Here is a 15,296-nt window from a genome sequence, read left to right as displayed (position 1 = left end):
AAAGTGACTGGTTCTACCAACGGCGCTCGTAGCGGCGGCGGAGAATGACGGCGGTGACGTTCATGCACACGAGGAAGGCGAGGAGGATCAGCGTTGCGCCAGCCGTGCGCTCGACGAAGCCGCGTTCCGCGGCCGTCGCCCACATATAGATCTGCACCGGGAGCGCCGTTGCCGAATCGAAGGGGGTCTTCGGAAAGTCGACGACGAAAGCAACCATGCCGATCATCAGCAGCGGTGCCGTCTCGCCCAGTGCTTTGGCCAGGCCGATGATGGTTCCGGTCAAGATGCCCGGGACGGCCAGAGGAAGCACATGGTGGGTAATCGATTGCATCTTCGAGGCGCCGACGCCGAGTGCCGCTTCGCGGATGGATGGTGGAACGGCGGCGACAGCCGCGCGCGTGGCGATGATGATCGTGGGCAATGTCATGAGCGCGAGCACGAGACCGCCGACGAGGGCGGCCGAGCGCGGAATACCCATGAAGTTGATGAAGATCGCGAGGCCGAGCAGACCGAACACGATGGACGGCACGGCGGCGAGGTTGTTGATGTTGACCTCGATGGTGTCGGTCAGCAGGTTCTTGGGGGCGAACTCCTCGAGGTAGACCGCCGCTGCGACGCCAAGCGGGACCGCCACCAGCAGCACAATCAGCATCATGTAGAGCGAGCCGACGAGTGCGACGCCAACGCCGGCGGTCTCGGGCTTGCTTGATGCCCCATACGTGAAGAGCCCGGTGTTGAAGTGCTTGGACAGGAAGCCCTGTTCGGCTGCCTTGTCGAGCCAGCCGAGCTGCTTGTCCGAGAGCTGTCGGCGGTTCTCCGGAACCGTGCGGTCGAAATGGCCCTTCATCAAGGTATCGACGTTGCCGTGGGCCAGAAGGTTGAAGTCTACCGTTTTGCCGATCAGCGACGGATCTGACTCCACCGCGCGGCGGATCTGTGTGTCGGCGTTCTGCGAGAGCAGCGCGCCGGCGGCCTTGGCTTCGGCCTTATTGGCCGGATCGACGCCCAGAGCCTGGAAGAGCGCGCGGTTGGCGAGCTTGGTGTAGTCCGCCATCTGGATATCGCTCTGCGATGGCGGCGTCGACGATCCGAAGGCGCTCGGGTCCAGATGCACAGGCAGCGTGAAGGCCGACTGCAGGAAGGCGGTGTAGCCGCGCACAAAGATCGTCGAGAAGAGCGCGACAAGGAACGCCAAGCCGAACAGGATTGCTGCGATGCCGTAGGCGCGGAAGCGGCGCTCGGCAGCATAGCGTTTGGCGATGAGCTTCTTGGCGCTTTCCTTCGATCGAGGAGCGGCAAGTGTTTCGGTTGCCATTGGAGCTGATTCCACCGTCATTATTCGTATTGCTCCCGATATTTGCGCACGATGTAGAGCGCGTAAATGTTGAGGGCGAGCGTGAAGACGAAGAGTGTGAGGCCGAGCGCGAACGCGACGAGCGTCTGCGGCGAGTTGAACTCGAGGTCGCCGGTCAGCTGGCTCACGATCTTGACGGTGATCGTGGTCACGGGCTCGAACGGGTTCAACGTGAGGTTCGGTGCGATGCCTGCGGCGAGCACGACGATCATCGTTTCGCCGATGGCGCGCGAGGCTGCGAGAAGGATGGCACCGACGATGCCGGGCAAAGCGGCCGGAAGAATAACGCGCTTGATGGTTTCCGACTGCGTCGCGCCGAGGCCGTAGGAGCCTTCACGCAGGGACTGCGGAACCGCGTTGATGATGTCGTCCGACAGAGACGACACGAACGGGATCAGCATGACGCCCATGATCAGGCCGGCGGTGAGCACGCTCGTCGCCGAGATCGAGAGACCGATATGCGCACCGAGATCGCGCAGGAGCGGGCCGAAGGTAATGAGCGCGAAGAAGCCGTACACGATGGTCGGAATGCCGGCCAATATTTCAAGCAACGGCTTGGCCGTCATGCGGACGGCTCGCGATGCATACTCCGACATGTAGACGGCGCTGAAGAGGCCCACGGGAACCGCGACAAGCAGTGCGACGAGGGAGATGTAGAGCGTGCCCCATAGCAGCGGGAGCAAGCCGAACGAGCCGCCCGCGTTGCCGCTGGACCCGGCCGACGAGAAGCGCGGATCCCACACGGTGCCGAAGAGGAATTCGGAAATCGGGACGATGCTGAAGAAGTGGATGCTCTCGAAGAGCATCGAGAGCACGATGCCGAGCGTGGTCAGGATCGCAACCATCGAGCAGCCGAGGAGGCCTGCCAGAGCGACGGTTTCGACGGCGTTGCGAGAGCGGAGCTTGGGGCCTACCTGGACGAGGCCAAAGGCCAAGCCGAGAATGGCCAATCCGATGGACGAAAGCGTGAGGAGAAGCCGGCTCGAATTCTTCAGGGTCAGCTGGTATCTGGCCGCTTCGACGGCGAAAGGCTCGGGATTGACGGCGAGGGGGACGCCTTTGCTGAGCAGCAGAGCCTTAACGTCGACCGATGGATCGGCGGTCTTCTCAAGCTCTTCGGGAGAGAGCATTGCGAGACCTTTTTCAACCAGATTGACGGTGGACATCGTCAGCGTGCGTGCCTGGGCCGGACCGTTCAGGATGTTCTCGGGCAGTTTCGCGTTGACGAGCGACGAGATGACCGTTGGTGAGATCGCCGACCAGGCGACAATGAGAAAGAAGGCTGGAAGCGTCGTCCAGAGGAGGACGTAGGCGCCATAGTAGCCGGGGCGGGAATGCAAGGCGGACGTTTTGCCTGCAACGGATGCGCGGGCGCGCCAGTTGCCAAGAAACCATCCGACAACGCCGAGGGCGATCACGATCAGAAGCAATAGGGCTGTCGACACGGGGGTACGTTCCTCGTTCGCAATATGTGTCCGCTCGATCCGCCAGCTGGACGGGACTTCGGGCAGCTCAATCAGTCTCGAAACAACGAGGAGGGAGAGCGGCTGGTCGTGGCCGGGCTCCCCCTCCTCTAACTCCTTTGGCAATCAAACAGTCAGAGCATCAAAGGCGAAGCAGTCAAATTACTTCGCAGCGGTTGCCAGCGTCTTGCCGGCCTTTACGAGCTCCTGGACTTCCTGGCGCTCAGCGTCGGGGAGCGGCACGAGGCCGTACTCGACGAGCGGGCCGTCAGCCGAGAGAACCTTGTCGCTGGTGAAGAAGTCCACGTACTCCTTGAGGCCGGGGATCACACCGAGGTGCGCCTTCTTGACGTAGAAGAAGAGCGGGCGCGAAACCGGGTACTTGCCGGAGGCAACGGTCTCGAGCGAGGGCTCGACGCCGCTGATGGTGGCGACCTTCAGCTTGTCCTTGTTGTTCTCGTAGAACGAGAGACCGAACACGCCGACGCCCTGCTTGTTCGACTCGATGCGAGCCAGCGTCTCGGTGTAGTCGCCGTCGATGTCGACAGCGGCGCCGTCCTTGCGAACTTTGTTGCAAGCCTTGTCGGCGTTCTTCTTTTTGTCGGCCTCATCCTTGCCCTCAGCCTTGGCAAGCTGGAGCTTGTCGCCGCCGGTGGCCTTGCAGCCCGCGTGCATGATCTTCTCTTCGAAGACTTCGCGGGTGCCGTGCTTCTCGCCAGGGATGAAGGCGACGATCGGCCACTCGGGGAGGCTCGGGTTCACGTCTTTCCAGGTCTTGGCGGCATTGGCAACGAGAGCGCCGTCCTTCGGAACTTCGGCAGCAAGAGCCAGGTAGATGTCCTTGGGCTCGAGCTTCCACTCGCCGGCGCCAGCGTCGACAGCGAACACGATGCCGTCGTAGCCGAACTTCACTTCGACGATGTCGGTTACGCCGTTCTTGGCGCAGTCGGCAATTTCAGTGTCCTTGATCTTGCGCGAGGAGTTGGCAACGTCGATCTTGTCCTCGCCCACGCCGGCGCAGAACTGCTTGATGCCGGCGCCCGAACCGCCCGACTCGATGATCGGGGTCTTGAGGTTGCCGAACGTCTTGCCGAACTGCTCGGCAACGATGTTGGCGTAGGGCAGAACCGTCGAGGACCCTGCAACCTTGACTTGGTCGCGCGCCAATGCCGCACAGGCGAACGCGGCCATGCCGACGGCGGTGGCCGTCGTGTAGGCGATGAACTTGGTGTTCACGCTAAATCTCCATTGTCTCGTGGACGATGCAACGAGCGCGGCCCTCCGCCTGCGCGTTGCTCCCGGCACAGGTGCGCCGGCGCCTTCGTTCTAGCGATTGGACGCTGTGGATTTATGACAGTGTACTAAATTGAAAACGCTTATGTAATTGTGATTTTTGAGTTTTGATGATTTTTTTGAATGTAAGCTGATGATCAGGGGTCGTTGATGCTACAATCCAAGGCCGGCAAATTGGTGGTTCGCGTTGATTCGCCTTGTGTTCCGGCAAGTCAAAAGCGCACATCGCACGGGCCGCGTCAGGGTAAACATTGACAGCGCCCGGCCTGCGGTTTCATGAGAGATGAGGCACGATTTTTTGCCTTTTCCCCTCGCGAGGCCGGTTCCCCATGGTTCAACTCACGCTTCCCAAGAATTCCAGAATTCAGCAGGGCAAGACGTGGAATGCCCCGGACATCAAGGGGCGGTGGCGGGAATTTCGGATCTATCGTTGGAACCCGGACGACGCTGAGAACCCGCGGCTCGACACTTACTGGGTGAACGAGGAGCAGTGCGGGCCGATGGTGCTCGACGCTCTCATCAAGATCAAAAACGAGATCGATCCGACCCTGACTTTCCGGCGCTCGTGCCGCGAGGGGATCTGCGGGTCGTGCGCCATGAACATCGACGGCACCAACGATCTGGCCTGTCTCAAGGGGCTCGAAGAGGTCAAGGGGCCGATCAAGGTCTATCCGCTTCCGCACATGAAAGTGGTCAAGGACCTGGTGCCGGATCTCACGAATTTCTATGCGCAGCATCGCTCGATCGAGCCTTGGCTCAAGACGGATACCGCCGCGCCGCCCAAGGAATGGAAACAATCGCGTGAAGACCGCGAGAAGCTCGACGGGCTTTACGAGTGCATTCTCTGCGCCTGTTGCTCGACGTCCTGCCCGAGCTATTGGTGGAACTCGGATCGCTATCTTGGCCCTGCGGCCCTGTTGCAAGCCTACCGCTGGGTCATCGACAGCCGTGACGAGGCGACCGGCGAGCGTCTCGACAATCTCGAGGATCCCTTCCGTCTCTATCGCTGCCATACGATCCTGAACTGCGCGAAGGCGTGTCCGAAGGGACTCAGCCCGGCGAAGGCGATTGCCGAGCTCAAGAAGCTCATGGTGCAGCGGCGGGTGTAGGGCTCGACGTCCGACGTTACGTCTGCTGTCGGATGTTCGATGAGCCTTGGTGAGGGTCGTTATAGCTGCGCGTGAGAAGGAGAGAGTTTCCTATGCTCGACCATATTGGATTGCCCGTCTCCGACTTTGAACGTTCCAAGACCTTTTACGAGGCCATTCTGGCGCCTCTCGGAATCCAGCTGCTGATCAACATGGATCTGTCCGATGAAGGCGGTCCAGCGGGCTACGCGGGATTCGGCGCGACCCGCCCTCAGTTCTGGATTGGAACCGGAAAGCCATTTACCGGCCGCTTGCACGTTGCATTTGCCGCAACGGACCGGGCGCAAGTGCGTGCGTTCTACGAGAATGCCCTTTTGGCGGGTGCAAAGGACAATGGCCCCCCAGGCCTTCGGCCGCATTATCATGCGAATTATTACGGGGCTTTTGTGATTGATCCGGACGGCCATAATGTCGAAGCCGTCAGTCATCTGCCCGAAAACGACTAATTGGATTTCCGTTTTTTTGCCAGTTTTCGGTTCCCAGAAATGACAAGACCGATGGCGCGTCTCGCTGCCACCGGTCTTCAAGTTGGAACGTACTCTTAAGGCCGCCGACACCGCGCCTGTTGCCCAGACAGGAGCGGGTCCAGCGATCCGCGAGTTACGCGGCCTTCCGCTTCTTAGCAGCGGTCTTGCGAGCAGCCGGCTTGCGCGCAGCAGGCTTCGCAGCCTTGCGAGCGGCGGGCTTCGCAGCCTTACGAGCAGCCGGCTTCTTTGCCTTGCGAGCCGGGGCCTTCTTCACAGCAGTCTTAGCCATAGTAGTTCTCTCCCTCTAGAGTCCGAATCATTTCGGAAACAAAAAAATCATGAGCAAGTTCGATCATTTTGTTGACATGCAAAGTGGATTCAGCTCGACGATTTGTTCTCATTCAGGGGAAAGTGTTGCGTGAATTCAACAATTTCGTCGACTTTCTAAGCCTCTAGAGCGTCGCTCTCGACTCCGTGTCAGCTCAATTGCGCAAAGTCAGGACTCAAAAATGGGTTCCACGCGTCGCGAAAAGCGACGCGCACGGGAATACGGAGCGCCTTCTGGATGTTCTCAGGCCGCTTTGACGATGCGTCGCTGCAGCTCGAGCACGGCCATCATGAACCCGACGCGATCGTCGACCGCTTCCGCCAGGATCGAGAAGTAGTTCGGTTCCTGAGGGACGATCTCGCCCACGACCTCGCCCAGCTCGAACCGCAGATCGGCGTCATGCTTGCGAGCGATGGCCTGCATTTTCGCGTTCGACGCGAGACAGCTCATGTAGAGCCGGTGAACACCACGGTTGCGCGCTGCGCGGATTACGCGGCCCATCATCTCGCTGCCGAGGCCCTGCTCTTGATAGGCTGTCTCGACCGAGAAGGCGGCCTCCGCCTCGCGGCCCCAGACTTCGCCAAGCTTCTTCAGTTCGGCTGCGGCGCGAACCTCGCCGTCTTCGATGTAGGCAAAGACCGTTGAGCCCGCTTCCGACATGTGGCGCGCGTAGTCCTCAATGAAGGAGTCCGAAACGCCGTGGGCAAAACGCATGGTGCGGCTGGTCTTGTCGAGACGCAGCAAGTGGTCGCGAAACAAGCTCTGCTCCTGCGGCCAGAGCTTTCGCACGATGCCGTTGGGGTGAAGATGTTCGCTCATTTCTGACCCTCCAATCTCAGCCGCGGACCGAGCTATGACCCAGGGCGTGCGTTTCGCACGACGGTCACGCGGCTAGGCCCTCGCCGTGAGGAGAGTGCCTGACCCGATATAGGAATTATTTTGCATTGCACAATGCGCCAAATAAGTGGCCGAAAGTACGGTGTTTTGTCACCCTAGTTGCCTCTATTTGGTGTTTATTCTTGTTGCGGCGCAAAAATTGCCGGGCAGTGTTGCGCGAAACGCGCAGCATCTTTCCGGCTGCGCTGACGTGGCTGCATCGACGGCATCGCACACCAAACGCGATTCTGGCAGTTTCCTTCGCGACACGTATCGGCTGGGGCAGCAATGAGGGATTCAGTTCTCGAACTCTACGAGCGGCAGCTGGGGCTTGGCGTCATCGAAGCGGACGCGGCACAGAGGGAGGCTGCGCAGAGCCTCGACGCTCTCGCGCATTCCCTGAAGGTCTGGGGCTCCACGGGGAACGGGGGACTGCTATCCTCCTTCTTCCGGTCGCGGCGGACGCCGCCGCGCGGGATCTATCTCTACGGCGCGGTCGGTCGTGGCAAGACGATGCTGATGGACCTCTTCTTCGACGCCGTTGCGTTCAGCCCCAAGCGTCGCCTCCACTTTCACGAGTTCATGAGCGAGGTGCATGATCGCATTCAGCGGGGTCGGGCGACAACGGACGGCGATCCGATTCCGTTCGTTGCAGGTGAGATCGCTGCCGAAACCCGTCTCCTTTGTTTCGATGAACTTACTATCACCGACATCGCCGACGCGATGATCCTCGCCCGGTTGTTCAAAGCGCTCTTCGCACGCGACGTGGTCGTGGTCGCAACCTCGAATGCGCCACCGGATCGCCTCTATTGGAATGGGCTCAATCGGCAACTTTTCGTACCCTTCATCGATTTGCTCAAGGAGCGCATGGATGTCGTGGAGCTGAAGTCGGCCAAGGATTTCCGACTCGACAAGCTCTCGGGCCGGCAACTCTACTTCAGTCCCTGCGATTCCAAGGCGGAGGCGGGACTCGACGACCATTGGCGGCGGCTCACCGGCCAGCAACCGGCCGAGCCTGCGGAGCTCGACGTGAAGGGCCGGAAGGTGCGGGTGCCGCTCGCGGCCATGGGTGTAGCGCGCTTCAGTTTTGCGGACCTCTGCGAAGCCCCGCTCGGTGCGCTCGACTATCTCCATATTGCGCACGCCTACCATACGATCGTGCTCGACTGCGTTCCGGTTCTGACACCCGAGCGGCGGAACGCGGCGCGGCGGCTCATACACCTTATCGATACACTCTATGATCACCGCAATTGTCTGATCGTTTCTGCCGAAGCAGAGCCCGCCCTCCTCTATCCGGAAGGAGACGGCGCAGCACTTTTCGAGCGGACTGCTTCCCGTCTCATGGAGATGCGGAGCGAGGCCTATCTGGCGCGCAGCGTACTCCAAGGGCCGACGGGCGGCTAACGTGCGGTTTCCAGACCGTCGACTCGTTCCGTGTCCGCTCTTGAACCTCGTCGGAGTGCTTTGGTCGAATGCGCGCACTTCGAATGCGGACGGGCTTGAGCCCCTTCCCGTTTCGTCCTACCAAAGCCAATATTTCTTCATGCCGGGGGAGGGCCGGCCGCACTCATTGGGAGGAACCCCACCTCCACCACCTTAATCAGCACAAGGTCCGGTAAAGGGCCTCAGCCATCAGGGAGAATAGTCTAATGGCGCGGACGAAGATCGCGTTGATCGGCGGCGGAATGATCGGTGGCACGCTTGCGCACCTGATCGGCCTCAAGGAGCTTGGGGACGTCGTGATTTTCGATATCGCCGAGGGCGTACCGCAGGGCAAGGCGCTGGATATCGGTCAGTCGGGGGCGGTCGAAGGCTTCGATTGCACGCTCAAGGGCACCAACGCGTACGCCGACATCGAGGGGGCGAGCGTTTGCATCGTGACGGCGGGCGTGCCGCGCAAGCCGGGCATGAGCCGCGATGATCTGATTGGGATCAACCTGAAAGTCATGGAACAGGTGGGCGCGGGCATCCGCAAATATGCCCCCAACGCGTTCGTGATCTGCATCACCAACCCGCTCGATGCCATGGTATGGGCGCTCCAAAAGGCTTCGGGTCTGCCGCGCAACATGGTCGTCGGCATGGCCGGCGTTCTCGATACGGCCCGTTTCCGCCATTTCCTGGCCGAAGAATTCCACGTCTCCGTGGAAGATGTTTCTGCGTTCGTTCTGGGCGGCCACGGCGACGACATGGTTCCGCTCGTCCGCTACTCGTCCGTCGGTGGTATCCCGCTGCCCGATCTCGTGAAGATGGGTTGGATCCGCCAGGAGCGGCTGGACCAGATCGTCGACCGTACCCGTAAGGGGGGTGGTGAGATCGTCGCACTGCTGAAAACCGGATCGGCTTACTACGCGCCGGCGGCTTCCGCCATCGCGATGGCCGAGAGCTTCCTCAAGGATAAGAAGCGCGTGCTGCCATGCGCCGCGTACCTCAACGGGGAGTACGGTGTTAAAGGACTTTACGTCGGCGTGCCGACGATCATCGGCGAGGGCGGCACGGAGCGCGTGGTCGAAATCGACCTCAACTCCGCGGAACGCTCGATGCTCATGAAGTCGATCGAATCCGTGAAGGGTCTGGTCGATGCCTGCATCAAGATCAACCCGCAGCTCGGCGCCTGACCGCACAGAGCTGACAACGAGCCAAAAAGCGGGGGCCGCGGTCGAGACAGTCGTCTGTGCGGAGCGAACAGTGCTCCGTCTCATGTCTTTCTGTGTTCCGCGTTCCCGCCAATAATGATTACAATAGGGATCACGCGCAGCCATGAATATCCACGAACATCAGGCGAAAGATCTGCTTCGGCAGTACGGCGTACCGACGTCCGGCGGCGGCGTCGCTTTCACGCCCGAAGAGGCGGAGAAGATCGCGGCAACGATCGAGACGCCGGTTCGGGTGGTCAAGGCGCAGATTCATGCCGGAGGACGCGGCAAGGGCAAGTTCAAGGAGCCCGAAGCCGGCGATAAGGGCGGCGTCCGCTTCGCCAATTCGCCAGCCGAGGCGAAGCAACTCGCCGAGCAGATGCTGGGCAAGACGCTGGTGACGATCCAGACCGGAGCTGCAGGCCGCGTCGTGCGTCGCGTGTACCTCACGGAAGCCGCCAATATCGGACGTGAACTCTATCTCTCTGCTCTCGTGGATCGCGCGAGCTCGCGTGTCGCCTTCATCGCCTCGACCGAAGGCGGCATGGACATCGAGAAGGTTGCCCACGACACGCCGGAGAAGATCCTGACGCTCACGATCGATCCCGCGTCGGGGCTTCAGCCTTTCCATTCGCGCAAGATTGCCTTCGCGCTGGGCCTCAAGGGCGACCAGGTCAAGGAATGCGCGAAGATGATCGAGGGGCTTTATCGCTTGGTTCTCGAAAAGGACCTGAGCCTCCTCGAGATCAACCCGCTGATCGTGACGAAGGAAGGTCACCTCTCGGCGCTCGACGCCAAGATCAGCTTCGATAGCAACGCCCTGTTCCGGCATCCCGACATCGTCGCCCTGCGCGACGAGACCGAGGAAGATCCGATGGAGATCGAGGCGGCCAAGTATGAGCTGTCCTACATCAAGCTCGACGGTTCGATCGGCTGCATGGTCAATGGCGCTGGCCTTGCCATGGCAACGATGGACATCATCAAGCTTTACGGCGCGGAGCCTGCGAACTTCCTCGATGTCGGCGGCGGCGCTTCCAAGGAGAAGGTGCAGGCGGCGTTCAAGATCATTCTGTCCGATCCGTCGGTGAAGGGCATCCTGGTCAACATCTTCGGCGGCATTATGCGGTGTGACATCATCGCGGAAGGTATCGTCGCCGCTGCGCGTGAGATGGCGATCACCGTGCCGCTCGTCGTGCGCCTCGAAGGTACCAACGTCGATCTCGGCAAGGAAATCCTCGCCAAGAGCGGGCTCAAGATCGTGCCTGCCGACGACCTCGCCGATGCCGCTGCAAAGATCACATCCGCGATCAAAGCCGCCGCGTAAGGGTACGCCCGGCGTGCTCTCACCTCGTTTTTGAATTGCCTGATAAAGAGAACCACATGGCCATTCTCGTCGACGCGTCCACCATCACGATCTGCCAGGGTCTGACCGGCAGCCAAGGGACGTTCCATACCAAGCAAGCGCGTGCTTACGGTACCAAGGTTGCAGGCGGCGTTACGCCGGGCAAAGGCGGCACGAAGCCGTCCGATCCTGAGCTTGCGGACCTGCCGCTGTTCAATACGGTGCTCGAAGCCAAGCAGAAGACCGGTGCCACGGCGACAGCGATCTACGTGCCGCCGCCATTCGCCGCCGACGCGATCCTCGAGGCGATCGATGCCGAGATGCCGCTTATCGTGTGCATCACCGAAGGCATTCCGGTGCTCGACATGGTCAAGGTGAAGCGGGCGCTCGCAGGATCCAAGTCGCGGCTCATTGGGCCGAACTGCCCTGGTGTCCTGACGCCCAAGGCCTGCAAGATCGGCATCATGCCGGGCAACATTTTCCGCCAGGGCACGGTCGGTATCGTTTCGCGCTCCGGCACGCTCACTTACGAAGCGGTGAAGCAGACGACGGATGCCGGTCTTGGCCAGTCGACCGCGGTGGGTATCGGCGGCGATCCCGTCAAGGGTACCGAGCACATCGACGTGCTCGACCTGTTCCTGTCGGATCCTGACACCCATTCGATCATCATGATCGGCGAAATCGGCGGGTCGGCCGAGGAAGAAGCTGCCGAGTATTTGATCAAGGAAGCCAAGAAGGGCCGTAAGAAGCCGATGGCTGGCTTCATCGCTGGCATGACTGCGCCTCCGGGTCGACGCATGGGCCATGCCGGTGCCATTATTTCGGGCGGTCAGGGTCGCGCCGAGGACAAGGTGGAAGCTATGCGCCGCGCCGGAGTTGCGATTGCGGATAGCCCGGCTTCGCTCGGCACGACTTTGACCAAGGTTCTAAAGGGCTGATCCCGTCGCCCTACGTAAGGATGTCATCGGGAACGCCCATTGAAGGAAGCGCTGTGGTTTTACGCTCCCGACTGGGATCTGGTGCTCGTCTGGTACGTCCTATCGCTCGTCTCGTGCGTGCGCGTCCTCTGGATGGGCCGGCTATTCGGGCGGGCGTGTTTGTCACCGCGGCGGTCGTCGTGCCGCGGTGACGGTGCTGTTACTGTCGGCCGGTCTGACGAGGGGACTCACTCTCCTCTTTCTCACGGCCTTCTCGCTTCCGTTGTGCTTTGGCGCGCTGATCGGACTGGCGATGTGGTACGTGTGGTTGGGGCGGCGTCGCTGGAAGCGACTTTGACCAAAGTCTTAAAGGGTTGATTGGATCCCTACTGTAAAGAGTGTCACTGCAGCGCTGAGAATCGCCCAATTCGTGGAGAGTGATAGTCACCTCATCTCCGGCGCATGCCGGAAGAAATGGCGGGGTTTCGCATGTCACGGCACGCACTCAACGAGCAGTTTCTACGCACCTCCTTTCTGAACGGCGTCAACGCGCCTTACATCGAAGAGCTGCAGAGCCAGTACGAAAAGAATCCCGGATCCGTCAGCGACGAGTGGCGGATCTTTTTCGAAAGTCTCCGGGAGGAGCGGGGGAAGGTTGTTGCCGAGGACGATCGTAGTCTCGGCCTCAACTCTCGGGAACCCTCATGGGCTCTCCCGCTTTCGCAGCTTCAGGGGGCTCCGAGCGAACTCGTCTCGGCGCTGACCGGCGATTACGGCGAGGTCGAACGGGGGCTGCGCGACAAGATTCAAGCGAAAGCCTTCAGCGCCGGCGTCGAAATCACGCCGGCAGCGTCGATGCGCGCGATTCAGGACAGCGTGCGGGCGATCATGCTTATTCGCTCCTATCGCGTGATGGGCCATCTGGCGGCCGATCTCGATCCGCTGGGCATTGCAGAGCGCAAGGTGCACAAGGAGCTCAAGCCCGAGACCTACGGGTTCACGGATGCAGATCTCGATCGACCGATCTTCATGGATCGCTACCTCGGTCTCGACACGGCAACGATCCGGCAGCTGATGCGCATCCTGCGGCGAACCTACTGCCGCAAGATCGGCTACCAGTTCATGCACATTACATCGCCCGCGCAGAAGTCCTGGATCCAGCATCGGATCGAGGGCGAAGAGAAAGACATCCGCTTCACGGAGATGGGCAAGAAGGCCATCCTCCGCAAACTCATCGAAGCCGAGATGTTCGAGCGGTTTGCCGACATTAAATACACCGGTACGAAGCGGTTCGGTCTCGACGGCGGCGAGGCGATGATTCCGGCGCTCGAGCAGATCATCAAGCGCGGCGGGCAGCTCGGCGTCAAAGAGATCGTGATCGGCATGGCGCATCGCGGGCGCCTCAACGTGCTCTCGAACGTGATGGCCAAGCCGTTCCGCGCGATCTTCAACGAGTTCAAGGGCGGTTCCTGGAAGCCGGACGACGTTGAAGGCTCCGGCGACGTGAAGTACCACCTCGGCGCTTCGTCAGACCGGCAGTTCGACGGCAACAACGTGCATCTGTCGCTGACGGCGAACCCGTCGCATCTCGAGATCGTCGATCCCGTCGTGCTCGGCAAGGTGAGGGCGAAGCAGGATCAGCTCAACTGCGAGCCTGACGAACGTACGCCCGTGCTGCCTCTGCTCATCCACGGCGACGCGGCGTTCGCGGGACAAGGGGTTGTGGCGGAGTGCTTCGGCCTCTCGGGGCTCAAAGGCCACCGTACGGGCGGCTCCATCCATTTCATCATCAACAACCAGATCGGGTTCACGACAAACCCGCGCCATTCGCGCTCATCGCCCTATTGCTCCGACGTGGCGCGCATCGTCGAGGCGCCGATCTTCCATGTGAACGGCGACGATCCAGAAGCCGTCGTGCACGTCGCCAAGATCGCGACCGAGTTCCGGCAGAAGTTTCAGAAGCCGGTCGTTATCGACATGTTCTGCTATCGCCGGTTCGGCCACAACGAAACCGACGAGCCCGCTTTCACACAGCCGCTGATGTATGACCGGATCCGGAAGCATCCGACGGCGGTTGAGATTTACAGCAAGCAGCTCGTTGAGGAGGACGTTCTCAAGACCGAGGACGTCGATGCGATGAAGGGCGAGTTCCGCTCGTTCCTTGAGACGGAGCTCGCGGCCGCAGAAGCTTTCAAGCCGAACAAGGCGGACTGGCTCGACGGGCGCTGGAGCGGTTTTGCTTTGGCGGAAGGCGACGAGCGTCGCGGGAATACCGGAGTTTCGATGGAGCAGCTGCGTGAGGTCGGCAAGCGCCTCACCATGCTTCCTTCGGACTTCCATGCGCATAAGACGATCGTGAAGCTGCTCGAGCGGCGTCGCGACATGATTTCGAAGGGCGAGGGCATCGACTGGGCCATGGCCGAGCATCTCGCTTTCGGCACGCTCGTCACCGAGGGTTTCCCGGTCAGGCTCTCCGGGCAGGATTGCGAGCGCGGCACCTTCTCGCAGCGCCATTCCGTGATTATCGATCAAGAGACGGAACGCCGGTACACGCCTCTGCGCCACATCTCGCCCAACCAGGCTCGCTTCGAGGTCATCAACTCGATGCTGTCGGAAGAAGCCGTGCTTGGATTCGAGTACGGGTATTCGCTGGCGGAGCCCAACGCGTTCGTCGCATGGGAAGCGCAGTTCGGCGACTTCGCCAATGGCGCGCAGGTGGTGTTCGACCAGTTCATCTCGTCCGGCGAGCGCAAGTGGTTGCGCATGTCGGGCCTTGTTTGCCTGCTGCCGCATGGCTACGAAGGGCAGGGACCTGAGCACTCGTCCGCACGGCTCGAACGCTTTCTCCAGCTTTGCGCCGAGGACAACTGGCAGGTTGCGAACTGCACGACACCGGCCAACTACTTCCACATTCTGCGGCGGCAGCTGCACCGGAACTTCCGCAAACCGCTCATTCTCATGACGCCGAAGTCGCTCTTGAGGCACAAGCGTGTTGTCTCGCGTCTTGATGAGATGGGACCCGGAACGACCTTCCATCGCGTTCTGTGGGACGATCTACGCAAGACAGACGCCGAGATCACGCGCGTGGTTCTGTGCTCGGGCAAGGTGTACTACGATCTGGCGGACGCTCGTGACGCAGAAGAGTTGCACAACGTCTATATCTTGCGGGTGGAACAGCTCTATCCGTTCCCGGCACGCGCGCTGCTGCATGAGATTGGGCGTTTTCCGAACGCCGATATCGTTTGGTGCCAGGAGGAGCCCAAGAACATGGGGGCCTGGACGTTCATCGAGCCGAACATCAACTGGGTTTTGGATCGTCTCAACCCGGCAGGGCGGCGCGTGCGCTATGCGGGACGGGCGGCCTCCGCCTCAACGGCGACGGGGCTCATGAGCAAACATATTCACGAGCAGAAGGCTTTGGTGGCTGATGCGTTGAAGGGTTGAGGCCTCACTCTGAAGGTGCGGATGCCGGGCG

The 15,296-nt window shown here is 61.0% G+C and carries 12 protein-coding genes; 7 read left to right on the top strand and 5 right to left on the bottom strand.

Features of this window, described 5'->3' with window-relative positions; genetic code table 11:
• Window positions 1–13 precede the first annotated feature (13 nt).
• The 3 genes from pstA to VHO05_RS04855 form a co-directional block, all read right to left on the bottom strand.
• Window positions 14–1,315, bottom strand: a complete 1,302-nt coding sequence (gene pstA / locus VHO05_RS04865; protein WP_329645497.1) for a phosphate ABC transporter permease PstA — start codon at window positions 1,313–1,315, stop codon at window positions 14–16.
• A gap of 20 nt (window positions 1,316–1,335) precedes the next feature.
• Entirely contained in the window at window positions 1,336–2,799 is a 1,464-nt protein-coding gene (pstC, locus tag VHO05_RS04860) for a phosphate ABC transporter permease subunit PstC (RefSeq protein WP_329645496.1), read from the bottom strand.
• Window positions 2,800–2,979: 180 nt separating this feature from the next.
• Window positions 2,980–4,008, bottom strand: a complete 1,029-nt coding sequence (locus VHO05_RS04855) for a substrate-binding domain-containing protein (RefSeq protein ID WP_329645597.1) — start codon at window positions 4,006–4,008, stop codon at window positions 2,980–2,982.
• Between the two features lie 431 nt (window positions 4,009–4,439).
• Between VHO05_RS04855 and VHO05_RS04850 the strand changes: the two genes are divergently transcribed.
• Window positions 4,440–5,219, top strand: a complete 780-nt coding sequence (locus VHO05_RS04850; protein WP_329645495.1) for a succinate dehydrogenase iron-sulfur subunit — start codon at window positions 4,440–4,442, stop codon at window positions 5,217–5,219.
• Window positions 5,220–5,311: 92 nt separating this feature from the next.
• Window positions 5,312–5,704 carry a VOC family protein gene (locus VHO05_RS04845; RefSeq protein WP_329645494.1) on the top strand — a complete coding sequence of 131 codons (393 nt, stop codon included), beginning with the start codon at window positions 5,312–5,314 and terminating at the stop codon, window positions 5,702–5,704.
• Window positions 5,705–5,858: 154 nt separating this feature from the next.
• Here VHO05_RS04845 and VHO05_RS04840 read toward each other — a convergent pair whose 3' ends face one another.
• Both VHO05_RS04840 and VHO05_RS04835 read right to left on the bottom strand, forming a co-directional pair.
• The gene (locus tag VHO05_RS04840; protein ID WP_329645493.1) at window positions 5,859–6,014 is read right to left on the bottom strand and encodes a hypothetical protein; all 156 of its coding nucleotides are present in this window, start codon (window positions 6,012–6,014) and stop codon (window positions 5,859–5,861) included.
• Between the two features lie 282 nt (window positions 6,015–6,296).
• Window positions 6,297–6,872, bottom strand: a complete 576-nt coding sequence (locus tag VHO05_RS04835; protein ID WP_329645492.1) for a GNAT family N-acetyltransferase — start codon at window positions 6,870–6,872, stop codon at window positions 6,297–6,299.
• Window positions 6,873–7,217: 345 nt separating this feature from the next.
• On the opposite strand from VHO05_RS04835, the gene zapE reads away from it, so the two are divergent.
• The 5 genes from zapE to VHO05_RS04810 all read left to right on the top strand — a co-directional run bounded on the left by zapE (window position 7,218) and on the right by VHO05_RS04810 (window position 15,265).
• The gene (gene zapE / locus VHO05_RS04830; protein ID WP_329645491.1) at window positions 7,218–8,333 is read left to right on the top strand and encodes a cell division protein ZapE; all 1,116 of its coding nucleotides are present in this window, start codon (window positions 7,218–7,220) and stop codon (window positions 8,331–8,333) included.
• Window positions 8,334–8,578: 245 nt separating this feature from the next.
• A complete protein-coding gene (mdh, locus tag VHO05_RS04825) occupies window positions 8,579–9,544 on the top strand; it encodes a malate dehydrogenase (protein WP_329645490.1) in 966 nt (321 codons plus the stop codon).
• 142 nt (window positions 9,545–9,686) lie between these two features.
• Window positions 9,687–10,886, top strand: coding sequence for an ADP-forming succinate--CoA ligase subunit beta (sucC, locus tag VHO05_RS04820; RefSeq protein WP_329645489.1), 1,200 nt, complete (start codon window positions 9,687–9,689; stop codon window positions 10,884–10,886).
• Between the two features lie 56 nt (window positions 10,887–10,942).
• Window positions 10,943–11,842, top strand: coding sequence for a succinate--CoA ligase subunit alpha (gene sucD, locus VHO05_RS04815; protein ID WP_329645488.1), 900 nt, complete (start codon window positions 10,943–10,945; stop codon window positions 11,840–11,842).
• A gap of 468 nt (window positions 11,843–12,310) precedes the next feature.
• Window positions 12,311–15,265, top strand: a complete 2,955-nt coding sequence (locus tag VHO05_RS04810; protein ID WP_329645487.1) for a 2-oxoglutarate dehydrogenase E1 component — start codon at window positions 12,311–12,313, stop codon at window positions 15,263–15,265.
• The last annotated feature ends 31 nt before the right edge of the window (window positions 15,266–15,296 follow it).

It is taken from the genome of Hyphomicrobium sp. (assembly GCF_036262015.1).
GTDB lineage: Bacteria > Pseudomonadota > Alphaproteobacteria > Rhizobiales > Hyphomicrobiaceae > Hyphomicrobium_C.
This window is presented reverse-complemented; position numbering and strand designations above follow the sequence as displayed.

Bases quoted from the DNA above. Each gene is read 5' to 3' on its own strand.
- pstA (WP_329645497.1), bottom strand. From the start codon at position 1,315: ATGGCAACCGAAACACTTGCCGCTCCTCGATCGAAGGAAAGCGCCAAG.
- VHO05_RS04855 (WP_329645597.1), bottom strand. From the start codon at position 4,008: ATGGCCGCGTTCGCCTGTGCGGCATTGGCGCGCGACCAAGTCAAGGTT.
- VHO05_RS04850 (WP_329645495.1), top strand. From the start codon at position 4,440: ATGGTTCAACTCACGCTTCCCAAGAATTCCAGAATTCAGCAGGGCAAG.
- VHO05_RS04845 (WP_329645494.1), top strand. From the start codon at position 5,312: ATGCTCGACCATATTGGATTGCCCGTCTCCGACTTTGAACGTTCCAAG.
- VHO05_RS04840 (WP_329645493.1), bottom strand. From the start codon at position 6,014: ATGGCTAAGACTGCTGTGAAGAAGGCCCCGGCTCGCAAGGCAAAGAAG.
- VHO05_RS04835 (WP_329645492.1), bottom strand. From the start codon at position 6,872: ATGAGCGAACATCTTCACCCCAACGGCATCGTGCGAAAGCTCTGGCCG.
- zapE (WP_329645491.1), top strand. From the start codon at position 7,218: ATGAGGGATTCAGTTCTCGAACTCTACGAGCGGCAGCTGGGGCTTGGC.
- mdh (WP_329645490.1), top strand. From the start codon at position 8,579: ATGGCGCGGACGAAGATCGCGTTGATCGGCGGCGGAATGATCGGTGGC.
- sucC (WP_329645489.1), top strand. From the start codon at position 9,687: ATGAATATCCACGAACATCAGGCGAAAGATCTGCTTCGGCAGTACGGC.
- sucD (WP_329645488.1), top strand. From the start codon at position 10,943: ATGGCCATTCTCGTCGACGCGTCCACCATCACGATCTGCCAGGGTCTG.
- VHO05_RS04810 (WP_329645487.1), top strand. From the start codon at position 12,311: ATGTCACGGCACGCACTCAACGAGCAGTTTCTACGCACCTCCTTTCTG.